Consider the following 18,454-nt stretch of genomic DNA (forward strand, 5'->3'; position numbering starts at 1 on the left):
GAAATCGGGAGCTCCATGCAACTCCCCGTTTATGGCGCGTCGAATCACAGATTAGGCGGCAGCAGCAACAACACGATTGCGTCCGAGATTCTTGGCTTCGTACAGAGCCAAATCCGCCTGCTTCAGCAGTTGCTCAGGCGTCACGATCCCCGGGCCAAGCGTTGCAATCCCCATGGATGCCGTTAGCATCAACGGCATTTCGCCGGTGCGTAGCTGGAAGGGCCGCGCCTCGATCATGCTGCGCAGGCGCTCGGCAACGCTCTGGGCGACCTCGGCAGAGGTGTCGGGCATGACGACAACAAATTCTTCGCCGCCGTAGCGACAGGCGAGATCAGCGCCGCGCACGGTGCTGCGAATGCGCCCGGCAAATTCCTTGAGCACGTCGTCGCCCGCATCATGTCCATGCACATCATTGACCTGCTTGAAGCGGTCGATGTCTGTGATGCAGATCGTCAAGGGACGACCACGGGCCATGGCGCGGGCAAACAGCGTCTTCAGATGGGTATCGAGGTAACGTCGATTATGGAGCCCCGTCAGGCCATCCGTCACGGCCAGCTCAATCGTCTGACGGACATTGGTGCGCAGCCGGTCATTATAGCGCTTGCGGCGGATCTGCGTGAGGGTTCTGGCGACCAATTCATTCGGATCGATGGGACGGACGATATAGTCGTTCACGCCAAGGTCCAGCGACCGGATGATCATCTGCTCGTCGCCCTGCTCTGTGATCAACAGGACCGGCAACATCCGGGTGCGCTCCAGAGAGCGCAATTGCGAACACAGACGCAGGGGATCGTAGTCTTCCAGATTACCGCTGACGATGACGAGGTCGAACGGACTTTCCGCAGCCTCAAAGACGGCCGCCTGCGGGTCAGACATGGCCGTGACTTCGGCAATCGGCTTCAGGGCCTTGATGATGCGCTCTTGCGATGCTGCCCGACTGTCCACCAGCAAGACCTGAGCCTGCTCTTCCAGACGCCCGTCCTGCAGACGGAGGGGATCGTCCAGTGCCTGCTGTAGGTCGGGCTGCGACCGCAGGCGCAACTCATCGCTCAACGTCTTGAGACGCACGAGGCTCTTCACGCGCGATATCAGCTGCAAATCATTGACAGGTTTGGTCAGAAAGTCGTCAGCACCGGCTTTCAGGCCGCGTACACGATCCGACGGCTGATCGAGGGCCGTGACCATGACGACGGGAATATGCGCAGTCCGCGGGTTCGACTTCAAACGTTCGCAGACTTCGAAGCCGTCCATTTCCGGCATCATGATATCGAGAAGGACAACATCGACCTGGGTTCGATCGCAGATATCAAGCGCGTCTCGACCGTTGCTGGCCGTCAGGACGTCGAAATATTCCGCCATCAAGCGTGCTTCAAGCAGCTTGACGTTGGCTGGAATGTCATCGACGACGAGAATACGCGCTGTCATGGTTCAGTCCTCACGCATCGCCGAGATAGGTTTTGATCGTCTCGATGAACTTCGGAACGGAAATCGGTTTGGAGACATAGGCTTCGCAGCCGCCCTGCCGGATCCGTTCTTCGTCACCCTTCATGGCAAAGGCGGTGACCGCGATCACGGGAATGACATGGAGTTCCGGATCGTCCTTCAGCCACTTGGTCACTTCCAGTCCCGACACTTCGGGCAGCTGGATATCCATGAGAATCAAATCGGGACGATGGCGGCGCGCGAGATCCATGGCCTCCATGCCGTTGCGAGTCTGCACGGTTTCATAACCGGATGCCTCGATAAGATCGCGGAAGAGCTTCATGTTGAGCTCGTTGTCTTCGACAATCATTACCTTTTTCGGCATTCACCCGATCCTTGATCTCGCGTTGCTGTGGCCGATGCGGCGACTGATGCTCACACGAGTTGCTTCTTCCGTCGCGTTGCATGCTAGTGCTATTTGGTTTCGAAATCGGAAACTTGCCAGTGCTGGTGGAAAACTTGATGAAAAACAGACCAATACCACAGGATGCAGAAACGACTGCGATTGCCGTTCTAGGTTGGCTCGCAGGCGAACCGGAGATGCTGTCGCGCTTCCTTGCACTCTCGGGCGTACAGCCGGGCGAAATGCGCCTGGCGGTGGGCGATCCTGGCTTCCTGGCGGGCATGCTGGAGTTCCTGATGCAGCATGAACCGACGCTGATGGCATTTTGCACGGCTACAGAAACACCACCGGAGACCGTGGTGGCCGCCTATCACCACTATGTCAGCCCCGGCCTTGGCTCTGGAGAGTACTAGGCTTTTGCGAGCCGGAAGAGACTTGATCGGAGGATGCCGCATGCCCTGGCTCAATGTGTTTGAAACCTGACAAAACAAGGGGCTTGCCAAGTCCGGGAGCACGACATACGGTGTGAATGTTCAACTTTTGTTCCAACAATGTCACGCGCCGCTCGAGACTATCCCGGCTTTTGTCGCGACTGCCTGGCCGGCCAACCGGTGGGCCTGAAGCGCTGTCGTGCCTGTGGCAGCCCTCGGCTCGTCTATCATCCTGAGCTCTATCAACTGACGCTAGCGCATATCGACTGCGACGCCTTCTACGCATCTGTCGAGAAACGCGACAATCCCGATTTGGTCGACAAGCCTGTCATCATTGGCGGCGGCAAGCGCGGCGTGGTGTCGACCGCCTGTTATGTCGCACGCATCCACGGTGTGCGGTCCGCCATGCCGATGTTCAAGGCACTCGAAGCCTGCCCTCAAGCTGTGGTGATCCGTCCGGACATGGAAAAATATGTTCGAGTGGGACGTGAAATCCGGGCCATGATGGAAGAGCTGACGCCGCTTGTGCAGCCGATATCGATTGACGAGGCTTTCCTTGAACTGAGCGGCACGCAAATGCTGCACCATGATCCACCGGCCCGCGTCCTCGCGCGCTTCGCCAAACGCGTCGAAAACGAGATCGGCATCACCGTCTCGGTCGGACTGAGCTACTGCAAGTTCCTCGCCAAGGTTGCCTCCGATCTCAACAAGCCGCGTGGCTATTCCGTGATCGGTGAAGCCGAGGCCGTCTCCTTCCTGGCCGATAAGCCTGTTGGCCTAATCTGGGGCGTCGGCAAGGCTTTTGCCGCGACGCTTCAGGCAGATGGCATCCGCACGATCGGGCAATTGCAGGGCATGGATGAAACAGAATTGATGCGCCGGTATGGCGCGATGGGTCAGCGCCTCTCCCGTCTGTCACGCGGCAATGATGACCGCAGCGTCAGGCCGAACGAGGCCGCAAAGAGCATCTCGGCGGAGACGACTTTTTTTCATGATATCAGATCGATAGATGACCTTGCTCCGCATTTGCGTGAGCTTTCCGAAAAGGTTGCCTGGCGTCTGAAGCGGCACGGGATCGCTGGGCAGACGGTCGTGCTCAAGCTGAAGACAGCAGACTTCAAGAGCCGCACACGCAACCGCCGGCTCGACGATCCGACCCGGCTTGCGGACCGCATCTTTCGCACAGGCCTCGCCTTGCTTGAGAAAGAAACGGACGGCACCAGCTTCCGGCTCATCGGTATTGGCGTCAGCGACCTCAAGGATGCATCGACTGCCGATCCGGGCGACCTCGTCGATCCGCAGGCGGCAAGGCGGGCGGCGGCTGAAGCTGCCATGGATCGATTGCGCGAGAAATTCGGCAAGGGTACAGTGCAGACCGGCTATACCTTTCCCAAGCGATCCTAGGCCTCAGTCCTTGCGAAGCACACCTTCCTCTCCTCCCGCCGTCAGCGTCGCCGGAGCGCCGCAAAAACGGCGTTGGCGGCTCGTCCGCATTGCCACGGCCTATCGGCGCAACCGACAGAACGATCTTTTGCTTGGCTCGATCCTCGCCTTCGTCGCCGGCGCCATGAATGCCGGCGGGTTTCTCGCATTCGGCGAATACACCTCGCACATGACGGGGATAGTCTCTGCTCTTGCCGACAATCTGGCGCTTGGATTGTTCGCCGTCGCCGGCTCGGGCCTTGTGCTCCTCGCCTTTTTCCTCTTTGGTGCGGCTTGCTCGGCGATCCTGATCAACTGGGCGCGCAGACATGCCCGCCGGCAGCAATATGCCTATCCTCTAGCGCTGGAATCCGGACTGCTGATTGCCTTTGCGGGGCTCGGATTCGTCCTGCCACCCTATCTGGTCGCATCGGCAACCGCCATTCTGGTCAGCTTCACCATGGGCCTACAGAATGCGACGATCACGAAGATTTCCGGTGCCAGAATCCGTACCACGCACCTGACCGGCATGATCACGGATATCGGCATCGAAGTTGGAAAGCTCGTCTATGACTGGGTTGCCCGCCTGCGCCACCGCCCACCAATCCCAAGTGACCCGGGGAAGCTTAAAGTCCTGCTCCCGATCGTGACCTTGTTTTTTGTCGGCGGCTTCACGGGAGCCCTCGGCTTCAACGCGCTTGGCCATGTATTTTCTCTGCCGATTGCGGCCCTGTTGCTGCTCGTGGCAGCACCACAACTGCGGACAGGGCATCGATACAGATCAAGCTAGGCCCAAACGGCCGCGAACCGCAAAGCTACCGCCGGCTTTTATCCGTGTATAAATGCTCGTGGTCCGGCTCACAGCCAGCCTCTGAAAGTTTTCTTAAGCATCACACCCTAGCATCGGGCTTTCCCGATTTCGGTTCCAGTGGTGGTTCATGATCAAGCGTTTTCTGATGACCTTCAGCCTTGCGGCAAGCACGGCCCTGGTCTGCCCCGCTTTGGCGTTCGCGGACGGACCGCTCCAGATCTTCGTCTCGAAAGCAACACAGACGCTCACGCTCTATGAAGGTGACGACCTTGTTGCAACCAGCAAGGTGTCCACCGGCAAGTCCGGTCACCGGACCCCCTCGGGTGTGTTTTCGATCCTGGAAAAGCGTAAATATCACAAGTCGAACATCTATTCGGATGCGCCCATGCCTTTCATGCAAAGGCTGACATGGAGCGGGATCGCCCTGCATGAAGGGCGTATTCCTGACTATCCGGCGTCGCATGGCTGCGTAAGGCTGCCTCGTGACTTCGCACGCTCGCTCTATGGCATGACACGGCGCGGTGTCCATGTGATCATCACCAAGGCTCCGATCGAGCCACGCAAGATCGTTCACGCAGTCCTGTTTGCACCAAGCCTGCCAGCCCCCTCGCCCGCGCTTCTGTCTGATGCCGGGCCGGAACCCGCGTCGGGACTGCGCGGGAGCCAAGCAATCGAAGTGGCAATGAAGGCCTCCAATACACGGTCGGCGCCGGGTATTCTTCGCGAGGCAGAGGAACCAGCGGCATTGCGCATGCTGATCACCCGCCGCACCGTGACAGACCAGGTGCGCGACGTGCAGGAAATGCTGACGGAACTCGGCTTTGACACCGGTACGGCAGACGGCGTGCTCGGATCAAAGACCATCGCCGCCATCAAAGGCTACAGGGCTGCGCACGAGATTGGCAAGAATGGCGGCATCCTCTCCGAAGAGTTCCTAGAATCGCTCTATCACATCGCCGGGCGGCCGCAGCCTGCAGCCGGCAAGCTCCTGGTTCGTAGCGAGTTTGAGCCACTGTTCGAGGCGGATGTCGGAATCAGAGACCCGCATCTCGGCTTGGGAACCCACTTCCTCGTGCTCACCTCCAGTGACCGAGAGCGTCACATGGCTGAATGGCGCGGCGCAACCCTTACCGACAAGCTGACGAACAGCGCGATGGCGCGCCTCGGCATCACACAACCAGCCGACAATGGCGCCCTCTCCACGGCAGAAGCTGCCCTCGCCCGCATCGAGATCCCGGACGACCTGCGCAGCCGCGTCGAGACCCTGCTCGGCGCGGGTTCTTCGCTGACGATTTCCGACAATGGTACGAGCATCGAGACTGGCAAGGGCACTGATTTCATTACGCTGACGCGGGATGAAATGGGAGGCTAGCCTTAAGGCCATTCGGGCGCAAAACCCAACAGGCCGAAGGTTTCGCCGATCTCTCTAAACCAACTCGACGTCCAGCACCCCCGGCGTGGAGCGCATGGCAGCGGCGATTTCCGGCGAGATACGGAAACGTTCGGTCAGTTCCACCTCGATTTCCCGCCGGCCATCGTCCTTGATGACGATGAAGGAGACCAGGCCGTCACCGCGGGTGTTGAGATGAGCGGCGACCGAACGCAGGGGGCCGGAATCACGGACATAAACCCGCAAGGCCTTCTGCATGCGGATCGACTGCTCCTCCAATGACTGCGCCGTCTGGATGCGCAGTCCGATACCTTCGGGCCGCTCTTCGGCCTGCACCGTGATCACCAGCGATTTGCCCGCTTCGAGAAGATCGCGATACTGATTCAAGCCCTCAGAAAAGAGTACGGCCTCATACTGACCGGAGGCATCCGACAGCGTGACGATACCCATCTTGTTGCCGGTTCTTGTTTTGCGCTCCTGACGCGAAATCACGGTCCCTGCCAGCCGCCCGGCCGTCGCGCCCTGTTTTACCGCGCCGGAAAAATCCGCAAAGTTCTGGACGCGCAGCTTGTCGAGCAGCGAGCGATAGGAATCAAGCGGATGGGCAGACAGATAAAAGCCCAGAACCTGAAATTCCCGCATCAGCTTTTCAGAGGGCAACCAAGGCGTGAAAGGCGCGAAGGCGATCTTTTCCGGCCCGCTTGCACCGCCAGCGCCAAACATGTCGGATTGGCCGCTCACGGCATTTTCCTGCGCACGCTGGGCGTAACCCATGATGCGGTCAAGGCTGCCGATGAGTTCGGCACGGTCGTGGCCGAAGCAATCGAAGCCGCCAGCGGCAATCAGGCTCTCGATGACACGGCGGTTGACCTGTTTCGGATCGATCCGCAGGCAGAAATCCTCAAGACTCTCGAAAGGCGTCTCGCCGCGCACCGCCACGATATGCTCGACCGCGGCCTCCCCGACGCCCTTGATGGCGGCGAGCGCGTAAAAGATTTTGTTCGGACCGGTCTGAAAATGGCGGAACGAGGTCTGCACCGACGGCGGCACGACCTCAATTCCGAGGCGACCGGCATCCTGGCGGAAATCAACCAGCTTTTCGGTATTGGACATATCGAGCGTCATAGACGCCGCCAGGAATTCGACCGGATAATGTGCCTTCATATAGGCGGTCTGATAGGACACGATGGCGTAAGCTGCGGCGTGCGACTTGTTGAAGCCATAGTTGGCGAACTTGGCCAGCAGTTCAAAGATGTTGCTCGCCTGTGGCTTGGATACGCCGTTCTTCATCGCGCCGTCGACGAAACGGGCGCTCTGCTGATCCATCTCCGCCTTGATCTTCTTACCCATGGCGCGGCGTAGAAGGTCGGCCTCGCCGAGCGAATAGCCCGACAGGACCTGGGCAATCTGCATAACCTGTTCCTGGTAGACGATAACGCCCTGGGTCTCCTTCAAGAGATAATCGATCGAAGGATGGACTGTCTCGATCTCTTCCTCGCCATGCTTTCGGGCATTGTAGGTCGGGATGTTTTCCATCGGCCCCGGGCGGTAGAGCGCCACGAGCGCGATAATGTCCTCGATGCAGTCTGGTCGCATGCCGATCAGCGCCTTGCGCATGCCGGCACTTTCCACCTGGAACACGCCAACAGTTTCGCCACGCGACAGCATTTCATACGTGGGCTGGTCGTCGAGCGGAATGGCCGCCAGATCGACCTTGTGGCCGCGCTGTTCCACGACAAAATCGACTGCGGTCTTCAGGACCGTCAATGTCTTCAGGCCGAGAAAGTCGAACTTGACCAGGCCAGCCTGTTCGACCCATTTCATGTTGAACTGGGTGACCGGCATGTCGGAACGCGGATCGCGATACATCGGCACGAGTTTTGACAGGGGCCGATCACCGATGACGATACCGGCGGCATGGGTCGAGGCGTGGCGATAGAGACCTTCGATCTTCTGGGCGATATCGAGCAATCGGCCGACGACCGGCTCCTTGTCGATTTCCTCCTGGAATTTCGGCTCTTCTTCGATGGCCTTGGAAAGCGGCGTCGGATTGGCCGGATTGTTGGGCACCAGCTTGCAGATCCGGTCAACCTGACCATAGGGCATTTCGAGGACACGACCGACATCGCGCAAAGCCGCGCGCGCCTGCAGCGAACCGAAGGTGATGATCTGCGCGACCTGTTCGCGGCCGTATTTCTGCTGAACGTAACGAATGACCTCTTCGCGCCGATCCTGGCAGAAGTCGATATCGAAGTCGGGCATGGAAACGCGATCGGGATTGAGGAAACGTTCGAACAGCAAGGAGAACCGAAGTGGATCGACATCGGTGATCGTCAGCGCATAGGCGACCAGAGAACCCGCACCTGAGCCACGGCCGGGACCGACAGGAATATCATGCTGCTTAGCCCATTTGATAAAGTCGGCAACGATAAGGAAGTAGCCTGGGAACTTCATTCGCTCGATGACGGACAGTTCGAAATCAAGCCGTTCGCGATAGTCCTTTTCGACATAGCCCTTCGCCATGCCGAGTGTGGACAGACGCATGTCGAGACCTTCCACCGCCTGCCGCCTCAGCTCAAGCGCCTCCTCGCGCTCTGCTTCCTGCGGATCGTCACTGCCGCCAGTAAAGCGCGGCAGGATCGGTTTGCGCGTGTCCAGAATGAAGGAACAACGCCGCGCAATTTCAACGGTGTTGTCGAGTGCCTCCGGCAGATCGGCAAAAACGGCCTGCATCTCGGCCCGGCTCTTGAGATAGTGATCCGGGGTCAGGCGAAAACGATCGTCATTCGAGACGATGGCGTTGTGTGCAACGGCCATCAGCGCGTCATGTGCATCGTAGTCACCACGCGAAGGGAAGAAGGCCTCGTTCGTGGCGACCAGCGGCAGATCGTGATCAAAGGCAAGCTGCACGATATTTCGCTCATGGGCGCGATCGTAATTGCCATGCCGCTGCAGCTCGACATAAAGCCGGTCACCGAAGAGTGTCTTCAGGGCCACGAGCCGTGCTTCCGCCGCCGCCCGATTGCCGTCGCGCAAGAGGCGATCGACAGGCCCGCCACCGGCACCCGTCAGTGCAATCAGTCCCTCTGTCCCCGTCTCCTCAAGCCAGGACCGCTTGACGTGAACTGGTTGGCCGGCATCCCCGCCCAAATAGGCGCGCGACACAAGATCCACCATTCTCTCATAGCCTGCGGCATCGGCAGCGAGCATCACGATGGCGGGAAAATCGGGCATATGACCGTTGCCGCCCCGCTTCTCACCATGTCCATCCTCCATGTCGACCGACACCTGGCAGCCAATGATCGGCTGTATGCCGTCACCGAGAGCCTTCTGGGAGAATTCCAAAGCGACAAAGAGATTGTTGGTATCGGTAATTGCGATCGCCGGATGGCCGTCAGCGACGGCCTTGCCGAGGATCTTCTTCAGAGGCAGCGCCCCTTCCAGCAGGGAATAGGCAGAATGCACGCGGAGATGGACAAAGCCTGGGCCTTCTCCGCTGCCTGTGGATGCATCCTTGTCGACAATCGCCTCGCCCATGCTCTCGGCCCTCGCATCTTCTGAATCGCACCAGTGTCAGTGCTTGAGATACCGAAGTCCAGACACGCCGTCGACGCGAAAGCGTCTCTCTACAGGTCTTTCATGGAAGTCAAAATCACAGTGCCATCATCAAAACAGTCATGCTGGCAACAAACACGGTCATGGAGGCAAATGCAGCAACGTCACGAAGCAATTCGGTCATGTCTGGCTCCCGTCTGTTTATGTTTTTATTTTGTTCCCTTATTGTTCTATTGTCAACCTAAAAAAGCGCGTGGACACGCGGGAACAAAATCCCGCATGCCATATTGAAGGCAGCGATGTGTCGAAGTTCAGATCGAGATTTCGACGACTTTGCCGTCGATGAGGGTGACGCAGCGATCCATGCGCTGCGCGATCTCATGGTTGTGCGTTGCTATCATGGCTGAGAGACCAGATTGCCGAACAAGCGCTTCCAGCGCCGAGAAGACATAACTTGCCGTTTCCGGGTCGAGGTTGCCGGTCGGCTCATCGGCAAAGAGGACAAGCGGCGCATTGGCAACCGCGCGGGCAATCGCGACACGCTGCTGCTCACCGCCAGACAGCTCGGCCGGGCGATGGTCCGCCCTGTGGCCTACCCGCATGTAATCAAGCAATTGCTGCGCCCGCTCCGCCGCATCGGCCTTGGGCAGGCCGGCAATCAGCTGCGGCATCATGACGTTTTCCAGGGCCGAGAATTCCGGCAGAAGATGATGAAACTGATAGACGAAACCGATCGAATTGCGGCGGATGGTCGTGCGCGCCTCGTCGCCGAGATCCTGGCAGGCGACGCCGCCGATCACGACTTCGCCAGCGTCCGGATGTTCGAGCAAACCGGCCACATGCAGCAGCGTCGACTTGCCCGTACCCGACGGCGCGACGAGTGCCACGGTTTCGCCGGTGCGCAGGGTAAAATCGGCACTCTTCAGGATCGAGAGGACCGTCTCGCCCTGGCCATAGTGGCGGTCGATGCCGGCGAGCGATAGTACGATGTCATTGGCCATCGGGATCGGCATCCTCATTCGTAACGCAGGGCCTGGACCGGATCGAGCTTTGACGCGCGCCAGGCCGGAAAGATAGTCGCCAGGAAGGACAGGCCGAGCGCCATGATGACGACGGATACGGTCTCGCTCGCATTCATGTCGGCCGGCAGCTGACTGAGAAAATACAGCTCCGGATCAAAGAGAACAGTGCCCGAGACCCAGGAAAAGAACTGGCGGATCGACTCAATGTTGAGACAGACGAGCACACCGAGCAGAACGCCGGCAAAAGTGCCTGCCGTTCCGATCGCGGCCCCCGTCATGAAGAAGATGCGCATGATAGCGCTGGAACTCGCGCCCATGGTGCGCAGGATGGCAATGTCGCTCGACTTGTCCTTCACCAGCATAATCAGGCCGGAAATGATATTGAGCGCCGCGACCAGCACGATCAGCGTCAGGATCATGAACATGACGTTGCGCTCGACCTGCAGGGCCGAGAAGAAGGTCTGGTTGCGCTGACGCCAGTCGGTGATGAAGATCTGCCGACCTGCCGCCTGCTCGATCAGCGGGCGAAGCGTATCGACGGCATCCGGGTCCTGGATGAAGAGTTCGATCGACTGAACGATGCCCTCGACGTTGAAATAGAGCTGCGCTTCTTCGAGCGGCATGTAGATGATCGAGGCATCATATTCCGACATGCCGATCTCGAAAATGCCCGAGACCGGATAGGACTTGACCCGCGGATTGACGCCAAGCGGTGTCACGTCGCCCTCTGGCGAAACAAGCGTGATCGTATCGCCGGCAGACAGGCCCAGTTGGGCCGCCATGCGCGAACCGACCAGAACCCCCTGCCCCGTGGCAAAGCCGACCATGTCGCCCTGGCGAATATTGCTCGAGACGGTCGCAAGTTTTGTCAGGTCGTCCGGGCGGATGCCGCGCACGAGCGCACCGGTACCCGCGCCCTCGCGACCCGAAGCCAGCGTCTGGCCCTCGACCAGAGGCAGTGCCATCGTTACCCCTGGCACCGCACTCATACGCTCCGCAAGGCCCGCATAGTCGCTGAGCGGCTGATCGATCGCCTGAACGATCATGTGGCCGTTAATGCCGAGAATGCGGGAGACGAGCTCGGTGCGAAAACCGTTCATCACCGCCATGACGATGATCAGGGTCGCAACGCCCAGCATGATCCCAATGAAGGAAAAGCCGGCGATCACCGAGATGAAGGCCTCCTTGCGGCGGGCACGCAGGTAGCGCCACGCCACCATGCGTTCGAAGCCGGAAAAGGCTCGTGCAGTACCGGCTTTCCCCGACCCTGCCGTCTCGTTGCCAGCGGCTTGGCTCGCCATGGTCACTCCTTGCTACTCGCTATCAGGCGGTCAGCTTATTGATCGCAGCTTCAATCGTCAGCGTCTCGCGGGCACCCGTCTTGCGGTCCTTGAGCTCGACTTCGCCGGCAGCGACAGCACGTGGGCCGGCAATCACCTGAACCGGAACACCGATCAGGTCGGCTGTTGCGAACTTGGTGCCGGCGCGATCGTCGGTGTCATCATAGAGAACGTCTTTGCCGGCGTTCTGCAAGGCTGCGTAGAGGCGCTCGCAGGTGCTGTCGCAGGCCTGATCACCCGCCTTCATGTTGATCACGACCGCATCAAATGGCGCGACGGACGCCGGCCAGATGATACCGTTCTCGTCATGTGAGGCCTCGATGATGGCCGGAACGAGGCGTGTCGGTCCGATCCCGTAGGAGCCCATATGGACCAGGTGTTCCTTGCCGTCCGGACCTTGCACCTTGGCACCCATCGGCTCGGAATATTTTGTGCCGAAATAGAAGATGTGACCGACTTCGATCCCGCGGGCAGACAGACGTTCGCCTTCGCCGATCGAATCGAATGCGGCCGCGTCGTGCATTTCGGATGTGGCCGCATAGACCGAGGTCCATTTATCGAAGGTCGCCTGCAGGCCCTCGACACTGTCGAAATCGGTATCAACCGCCGGAATGTCAAAATCAACGAAGCTCTTGTGGCAGAAAACTTCGGATTCGCCGGTATCGGCGAGAATGATGAATTCGTGGCTGTGATTGCCACCAATCGGGCCGGTATCGGCGCGCATCGGGATAGCGCGCAGGCCGAGGCGATCGAAGGTGCGCAGGTAAGCGACGAACATCTTGTTGTAGGAATGGATCGCGTCGGCCTGGGTCAGGTCGAACGAATAAGCATCCTTCATCAGGAACTCGCGCGAGCGCATCGTGCCGAAGCGCGGACGGATCTCGTCACGGAACTTCAGCTGGATGTGATAGAGATTGAGCGGCAGGCTCTTGTAGGATTTCACCGAGGAACGGAAGATGTCAGTGATCATCTCCTCATTGGTCGGACCGTAGAGCATCGGCCGGTCCTGCCGGTCGCGAATCCGCAGCATTTCCTTGCCGTAATCCTCGTAGCGACCGCTTTCCTGCCAGAGCTCAGCCGACTGCAACGTCGGCATGGAGAGCTCGATGGCGCCAGCGCGGTTCTGCTCTTCCCGGATGATCGCGTTCACCTTGTCGAGCACGCGCTTGCCGAGCGGCAGCCAGGAATAGATGCCCTGGCTCTGCTGGCGGATCATGCCCGTGCGCAGCATCAGGCGGTGAGAAACGATTTCAGCTTCCTTCGGGTTTTCCTTCAGGATCGGCATGAAGAAGCGCGACAGACGCATAAAGACTTCCAGACGGTTTTGGATGCCGCAACCAGGCGGAATCAGCGATTGAAACGGGTTAACAGAAAGCGTTCATAGCCGTTCGGGTCGCAGAAGAAAACCCGCAAGCGGATCAAGCGATCGTCACCCACAGAAGCGCAGCGCAAGGGTGCGCCGCCGGCGCTTAGACATGTATCAACGCGTTGGAGACGTCGTTTTGATGACTTTCTTGCGACAAATTTTCCATCAACACTTTTTTCGTCCAAGTGTAACAAATCTGCATGATTGGGTAGTGACAACGGTAAATGTTTGGGCTAGGTTCAGCCCATAAAACAGGCAGGAAGAACAAATTCTTGTCATACTCGCGGTCAAGTCTTGGGAGGATCAGATCTTTGGCGCGCCTCGTCGCAGCCCCTTAAGTGGTGAAGGATCACGCGAATATTAGAACAAGGTCTCGCGACCTTGTTTTTTTTTGCCCTGTTGACGGGCAAGTTCGTCAAAAGAATTCGGCGGGCACTGCCCGCCGCCTCCGTACTTATTTAATAGCGGGAATGATGACCGGCAGGTCTTTCATGCTGAAGCCGAAAACGGCCTCCCCCGCGATCCATGCACCGTAGATCAGAGCCGATACGAACGTGGTCAGCAAGAAAATGCGGCCACCGCGAAAACGACTGGGAGCGCTTGCGACTGTCCCAGGTGTCACGCTCTGGTCTTCCGCCTGAGTTCTGAGGCCGATCGGCAGGACCGCAAAAAGCGTCAGCCACCAGATGACGAAATATACTGCAAAGGCGGAGATAATCGCCATCTTCAACTCCTTATGCCGATCCATGCCGATCCCATCGGGCGATCCGGCGCAGCTCTTCTATAATACCGCGATGCTCGAAGCTCAAAGACCAAAGCGTCGCATGGCAGGAACCGGCTTGCCCACGCGACAAATTCTGGCAATGAGTGACTAATCAGACCTGCTCAAGCTCGATCAGAGTGCCGAAGAAATCCTTGGGATGCAGAAACAGCACGGGCTTGCCATGCGCGCCGATCTTCGGCTCGCCGGAGCCGAGCACACGGGCACCAGACCGTACCAGGTCCTCGCGCGCTGCGACGATATCGGCGACCTCATAGCAGATATGATGCATTCCCCCGGCTGGGTTCTTGGCCAGGAAGGCAGCAATCGGGGAATCGGAACCGAGCGGCTCGAGAAGCTCGACCTTGGTGTTTTCAAGCTCGACGAAAACCACTGTCACGCCATGCTCCGGCAGAGCTTCTGCCTGCGAAACACGCGCGCCAAGCGTGTCGCGATAGGATGTTGTGGCTGCAGCAAGATCCGGAACGGCAATGGCGATATGATTGACGCGACCAAGCATCATGTCCTCCTCAGGTGAGAGCAGCGAGTGCGACCAAGGGTGCCAGACTGGCATCTGCGCGCCGCATCGTGCGCGCAGCACCTTAGTCTCGGCCCGCCTTATCAGTCCCTCAGACTTTGGTCAGGAACACCGTCACGATCGGCTTCTTGCCCCAGGCCTCGTTGGCGGCGGAGCGGACCGAGCGGCGGATGGATTCGCGAACCGTTTCCAGTTCCTTCCGCCGGCTGCGCGGAATGCTTTCCACGGCGCCAAGCACCGCATCATAGAGCGTGTCTTCCATCAATTCGCCTTCATGGTCCAGTTCCGGAAGACCAAAGGCAACCACATCCGGGTCTCCGATGAAATCGAAGCGGCTGTCGAGGAGAACGCTGACGGCGACATGGCCGACATAGGACAGCTTCTTGCGGTCCGAGATCCCCATCTCATCCATCGAGCCGACCAAGCGGCCGTCCTTGTACACCCGGCCGAAGGGTGCTTCATCGATGACTTCCGCAGGGCCGGGGGCCAGACGCAGGACATCGCCGTTGCGTACACGCGGCACCTGACCGATACCCGCCTGAAGGCCGAGTTCGCGCTGCGCAACCAGGTGCGCGGCTTCGCCATGGACTGGCACCAGGATCTGCGGACGCGTCCACTCATACATCTTCAGCAACTCGTTGCGGCGCGGATGGCCGGACACATGCACGAGGGCATCGCTGTCCGTCACGATATGCACGCCCTGCTCAATCAAGCCATTCTTGATGTCGAGGATCGCCTTCTCGTTGCCCGGAATAGCGCGCGAGGAAAAGACGACGGTATCGCCGGCGGCAAGCGCCACATTGCGCATTTCGTCGCGCGAGAGCTTGGCGAGCGCGGCACGAGGCTCGCCTTGGCTGCCCGTGAGAATGACGACGACTTTGTCACGCGGGATATAGCCATACTCATCCTCGGCGATGAAGGGCTGGATGCCTTCCATGATGCCGATATCATAAGCCACTGCCGTTACACGCTTCAGCGAACTGCCAAGCAGCAACACTTCGCGACCGGCGGCTTCCGCCGCCTGGGCGATCGAGCGGATGCGACCGACATTCGACGAGAAAGTGGTGATCGCAACACGACCTTCCGCAGCCTCGATGATCTTGCGCAGACCTTCAGAGACCTCCTCTTCAGACGGAGAAACACCGTCACGCATGGCATTGGTCGAGTCGCAGAGAAGGGCCAAAACGCCCTCGTCGCCGACGGCGCGGAAACGGGCCTCATCGGTCATCGGCCCAAGTGACGGATTATGGTCGATCTTCCAGTCACCGGTATGGACGACATTGCCGAGCGGCGTGCGGATGACCAGCGACATCGGTTCCGGGATCGAGTGGTTAACCCCAATCGCTTCAATTTCGAAAGGACCGACATTGATCCGGTCGCCCTGCTTGAAAGGCGTTATCGGGATTTCCGCGCGAGACCCTTCATAGGCGCGCTTGGCCTCCAGCATGCCGGCAGTAAAGCCGGATGCATAGACTGGCACGTTGAGCCCCGGCCAGAGATCGTTCAATGCGCCGTAGTGATCCTCATGCGCATGGGTGATGATGATGCCTTTGAGGTTCTTCTTCTGCGCCTTGATAAAACGGATATCGGGAAGCACGAGATCGACGCCCGGCAGGTCGGGACCGGCAAAGGTCACGCCGCAATCGACCATGATCCACTGGCGGTTTGACGGCGGACCGTAACCGTACAGTGCGAGGTTCATGCCGATTTCGCCCACGCCGCCCAGTGGCAGGAAAACCAGTTCGTCGTTCTTGGTCATTCTTCTTTCCGTTCCAGTCCTACCCGAAAAACACATCACCGGCGGCAACCGACAGAATTCCATCCGCGCCGCGGTCGAGCAATAAAAGTCCCTTATCATCGATTCCGGAAAAGATACCGGAAATCGAGCGATCCGGCAGGTTCACCGTAATTTTCTCACCCATACCACAAGCGACACTGCGCCAGCGCCGAACGATCTCGGCGATCCCCCGGCCCTGATCCCATACGCTTAGAATTTCCGCCATCTCGACATAGAGATGGGCGAAAAGTTCCTGCGGTCCGATCGATACGCCCTGATCTGCGAGCGAGGTGACGGGATAGAGCGCGAGATCCGGCCTCTCGCGAATATTGATGCCAATACCAATCACGAGCGCCAGCTTGCCGTCCAGCAAACGCTCGGCCTCGAGAAGAATGCCGGAGGTTTTGCGGCGACCGATCATCACATCGTTCGGCCACTTGATATCAACCGGTTCGCCGCCTGGCGGCATGACTTTGGCAATCGCGGCTCGCACGGCCAGCGCCACGGCGAGAGGCAAGGAAGCGAGTTGTTCCTGCGTCGACGGATCAATCAGAAGAAGGGAGGAATAAAGGTTTCCGCGCTCGGAAACCCATTCGCGACCGCGCCGCCCGCGGCCGCCGGACTGGCGCTCGGCCGTGATCCAGAGAAAACCAGCTTCGCCCGCGCGAGCGCGGGCGAATGCTTCCGTATTGGTGGACGAGACTTCGTCGAGGGCCTCGTGCCGGAAATCGTCAATCGATATCCGGCGCGTGTGCGAAAGGCTGGTCAATTAAACAGCGTCTTTGCAGCCGCTTCTGCGGCTGTGCCAAGCGGGCCGCCGAAGAAGATGTAGCCGAGGACGAAGAGACCCGACAGGCCAAAGACAAGGCGCAGCTCAATCGCCGTGCGGGCAAACTCGCCCTTCGGTTCGTCGAACCACATGACCTTTACCACCCGCAGGTAATAGAAGGCACCGATAACCGACGCGACGACGCCGATGATGGCGAGCGCGTAGAGCTTGGCCTCGACGGCTGCGACAAAGACGAAGTACTTGGCGAAGAAGCCTGCGAGTGGCGGGATACCTGCCAGCGAGAACATCAGTGCCGTGAGGACAAACGCCATGAACGGGCGCGTCGTCGAGAGGCCAGCGAGATCGTCGATGTTCTCGACATTGCCGCCTTCCTTGCGACGCATCGCCATGATGCAAGCGAAGGAGCCGAGCGTCATGATCAGATAGATCATCATGTACAGAAGGACGCCCGAGATGCCGGTTTCGCTGCCCGAGGCAAGACCGACCAAGGCGTAACCCATGTGACCTATGGAGGAATAGGCCATCAGGCGCTTGATGTTGCGCTGACCGATCGCGGCCACTGAGCCGAGAACCATGGAAGCGATCGAGATGAACACGATGATCTGCTGCCATTCGGCAAAGATCGGCATGAAGGCGTCGATCACAACACGGACCATGATCGCCATGGCGCCAATCTTGGGAGCCGCAGCCAGGAAGGCAGTCACCGGGGTGGGAGCACCTTCGTAGACGTCCGGCGTCCACATGTGGAACGGAACGGCCGAGATCTTGAATGCAAGACCGGCGAGGACGAAGACCAGACCGAAGATCAGGCCAAGCGAAGGTTCGCCCTGCGAGAGAACAGCGGAGATCTGCTCGAAGCCGGTATTGCCGGTGAAGCCGTAGACCAACGACATGCCGTAGAGCAGCATGCCGGACGACAGCGCACCGAGCACGAAATACTTCAGACCCGCTTCCGTCGAGCGCAGGCTATCACGGTTGATCGCTGCGACAACGTAAAGCGCCAGCGACTGAAGTTCCAGCGACATGTACAGCGTGATCAGGTTGTTGGCGGAGATCATCAGCATGATGCCGAGTGTCGCCAGAACCAGCAGCACCGGGAATTCGAACTTGTCGAGATGGTCGAAACGAGCATGGCCAACGGCCATGATCATCGCCACGACCGAGCCAGTCAGGGCCAGGATCTTCATGAAGCGCGAATAGCCGTCGGCGATATAGGCGCCGTTGAAGGCTTGGCCCTCGCCGCCCGAAAAGACGAGCCAGGCGCCCGCGAAGATCAAAAGCGCCACGGCAAGGCCGGTGACGAGGTTGGTCGAGCGGTTGCCGGAAAAGACGCCGATCATGAGCAGCACCATGGCGCCCACGGCCAGGATCAGTTCCGGCGTGACCAGATGCAGACTAGTGATGAGAGTTTCAGCGGTCATGTCCAA

The 18,454-nt window shown here is 59.2% G+C and carries 15 protein-coding genes; 4 read left to right on the forward strand and 11 right to left on the reverse strand.

The window, feature by feature from the left end:
* Nucleotides 1–51: 51 nt before the first annotated feature.
* Nucleotides 52–1,425 (reverse strand): PleD family two-component system response regulator, encoded by a 1,374-nt coding sequence (locus IP76_RS14900; RefSeq protein WP_054159021.1) that lies wholly within the window; start codon nt 1,423–1,425, stop codon nt 52–54.
* Nucleotides 1,426–1,435: 10 nt separating this feature from the next.
* Nucleotides 1,436–1,807 carry a response regulator gene (locus IP76_RS14905; RefSeq protein WP_054150644.1) on the reverse strand — a complete coding sequence of 124 codons (372 nt, stop codon included), beginning with the start codon at nt 1,805–1,807 and terminating at the stop codon, nt 1,436–1,438.
* Between the two features lie 137 nt (nt 1,808–1,944).
* On the opposite strand from IP76_RS14905, the gene IP76_RS14910 reads away from it, so the two are divergent.
* The 4 genes from IP76_RS14910 to IP76_RS14925 all read left to right on the forward strand — a co-directional run bounded on the left by IP76_RS14910 (nt 1,945) and on the right by IP76_RS14925 (nt 5,861).
* Nucleotides 1,945–2,238, forward strand: a complete 294-nt coding sequence (locus IP76_RS14910; RefSeq protein WP_054159022.1) for a DUF3572 domain-containing protein — start codon at nt 1,945–1,947, stop codon at nt 2,236–2,238.
* A 138-nt stretch (nt 2,239–2,376) separates the two neighbouring features.
* The gene (locus IP76_RS14915; protein ID WP_054159023.1) at nt 2,377–3,660 is read left to right on the forward strand and encodes a DNA polymerase IV; all 1,284 of its coding nucleotides are present in this window, start codon (nt 2,377–2,379) and stop codon (nt 3,658–3,660) included.
* A 10-nt stretch (nt 3,661–3,670) separates the two neighbouring features.
* Entirely contained in the window at nt 3,671–4,468 is a 798-nt protein-coding gene (locus IP76_RS14920; protein ID WP_082352553.1) for a YoaK family protein, read from the forward strand.
* A 148-nt stretch (nt 4,469–4,616) separates the two neighbouring features.
* Nucleotides 4,617–5,861 (forward strand): L,D-transpeptidase family protein, encoded by a 1,245-nt coding sequence (locus IP76_RS14925; RefSeq protein ID WP_054159024.1) that lies wholly within the window; start codon nt 4,617–4,619, stop codon nt 5,859–5,861.
* Between the two features lie 54 nt (nt 5,862–5,915).
* On the opposite strand, the gene dnaE is transcribed toward IP76_RS14925, so the two are convergent.
* From dnaE to nuoN, 9 genes are all read right to left on the reverse strand, one after another.
* The gene (dnaE, locus tag IP76_RS14930; protein ID WP_054159025.1) at nt 5,916–9,416 is read right to left on the reverse strand and encodes a DNA polymerase III subunit alpha; all 3,501 of its coding nucleotides are present in this window, start codon (nt 9,414–9,416) and stop codon (nt 5,916–5,918) included.
* A gap of 329 nt (nt 9,417–9,745) precedes the next feature.
* Entirely contained in the window at nt 9,746–10,435 is a 690-nt protein-coding gene (locus tag IP76_RS14935; RefSeq protein ID WP_054159026.1) for an ABC transporter ATP-binding protein, read from the reverse strand.
* A gap of 14 nt (nt 10,436–10,449) precedes the next feature.
* Complete coding sequence (locus IP76_RS14940) at nt 10,450–11,757, reverse strand: lipoprotein-releasing ABC transporter permease subunit (RefSeq protein ID WP_054159027.1); 1,308 nt, start codon at nt 11,755–11,757, stop codon at nt 10,450–10,452.
* Between the two features lie 22 nt (nt 11,758–11,779).
* Entirely contained in the window at nt 11,780–13,102 is a 1,323-nt protein-coding gene (gene proS, locus IP76_RS14945) for a proline--tRNA ligase (RefSeq protein WP_054159028.1), read from the reverse strand.
* 514 nt (nt 13,103–13,616) lie between these two features.
* Complete coding sequence (locus IP76_RS14950; RefSeq protein ID WP_054159110.1) at nt 13,617–13,886, reverse strand: DUF1467 family protein; 270 nt, start codon at nt 13,884–13,886, stop codon at nt 13,617–13,619.
* Nucleotides 13,887–14,037: 151 nt separating this feature from the next.
* A complete protein-coding gene (gene mce / locus IP76_RS14955) occupies nt 14,038–14,442 on the reverse strand; it encodes a methylmalonyl-CoA epimerase (RefSeq protein WP_054159111.1) in 405 nt (134 codons plus the stop codon).
* Between the two features lie 109 nt (nt 14,443–14,551).
* A complete protein-coding gene (locus IP76_RS14960) occupies nt 14,552–16,219 on the reverse strand; it encodes a ribonuclease J (RefSeq protein ID WP_054159029.1) in 1,668 nt (555 codons plus the stop codon).
* Nucleotides 16,220–16,238: 19 nt separating this feature from the next.
* A complete protein-coding gene (locus IP76_RS14965) occupies nt 16,239–17,006 on the reverse strand; it encodes a biotin--[acetyl-CoA-carboxylase] ligase (RefSeq protein ID WP_054159030.1) in 768 nt (255 codons plus the stop codon).
* Nucleotides 17,003–18,448 (reverse strand): NADH-quinone oxidoreductase subunit NuoN, encoded by a 1,446-nt coding sequence (gene nuoN / locus IP76_RS14970; protein WP_054159031.1) that lies wholly within the window; start codon nt 18,446–18,448, stop codon nt 17,003–17,005. Before nuoN ends, IP76_RS14965 begins: the two co-directional genes overlap by 4 nt.
* Nucleotides 18,449–18,454: the final 6 nt, after the last annotated feature.

The sequence above is a fragment of the Rhizobium sp. AAP43 genome (genome assembly GCF_001296045.1).
GTDB lineage: Bacteria > Pseudomonadota > Alphaproteobacteria > Rhizobiales > Rhizobiaceae > Allorhizobium.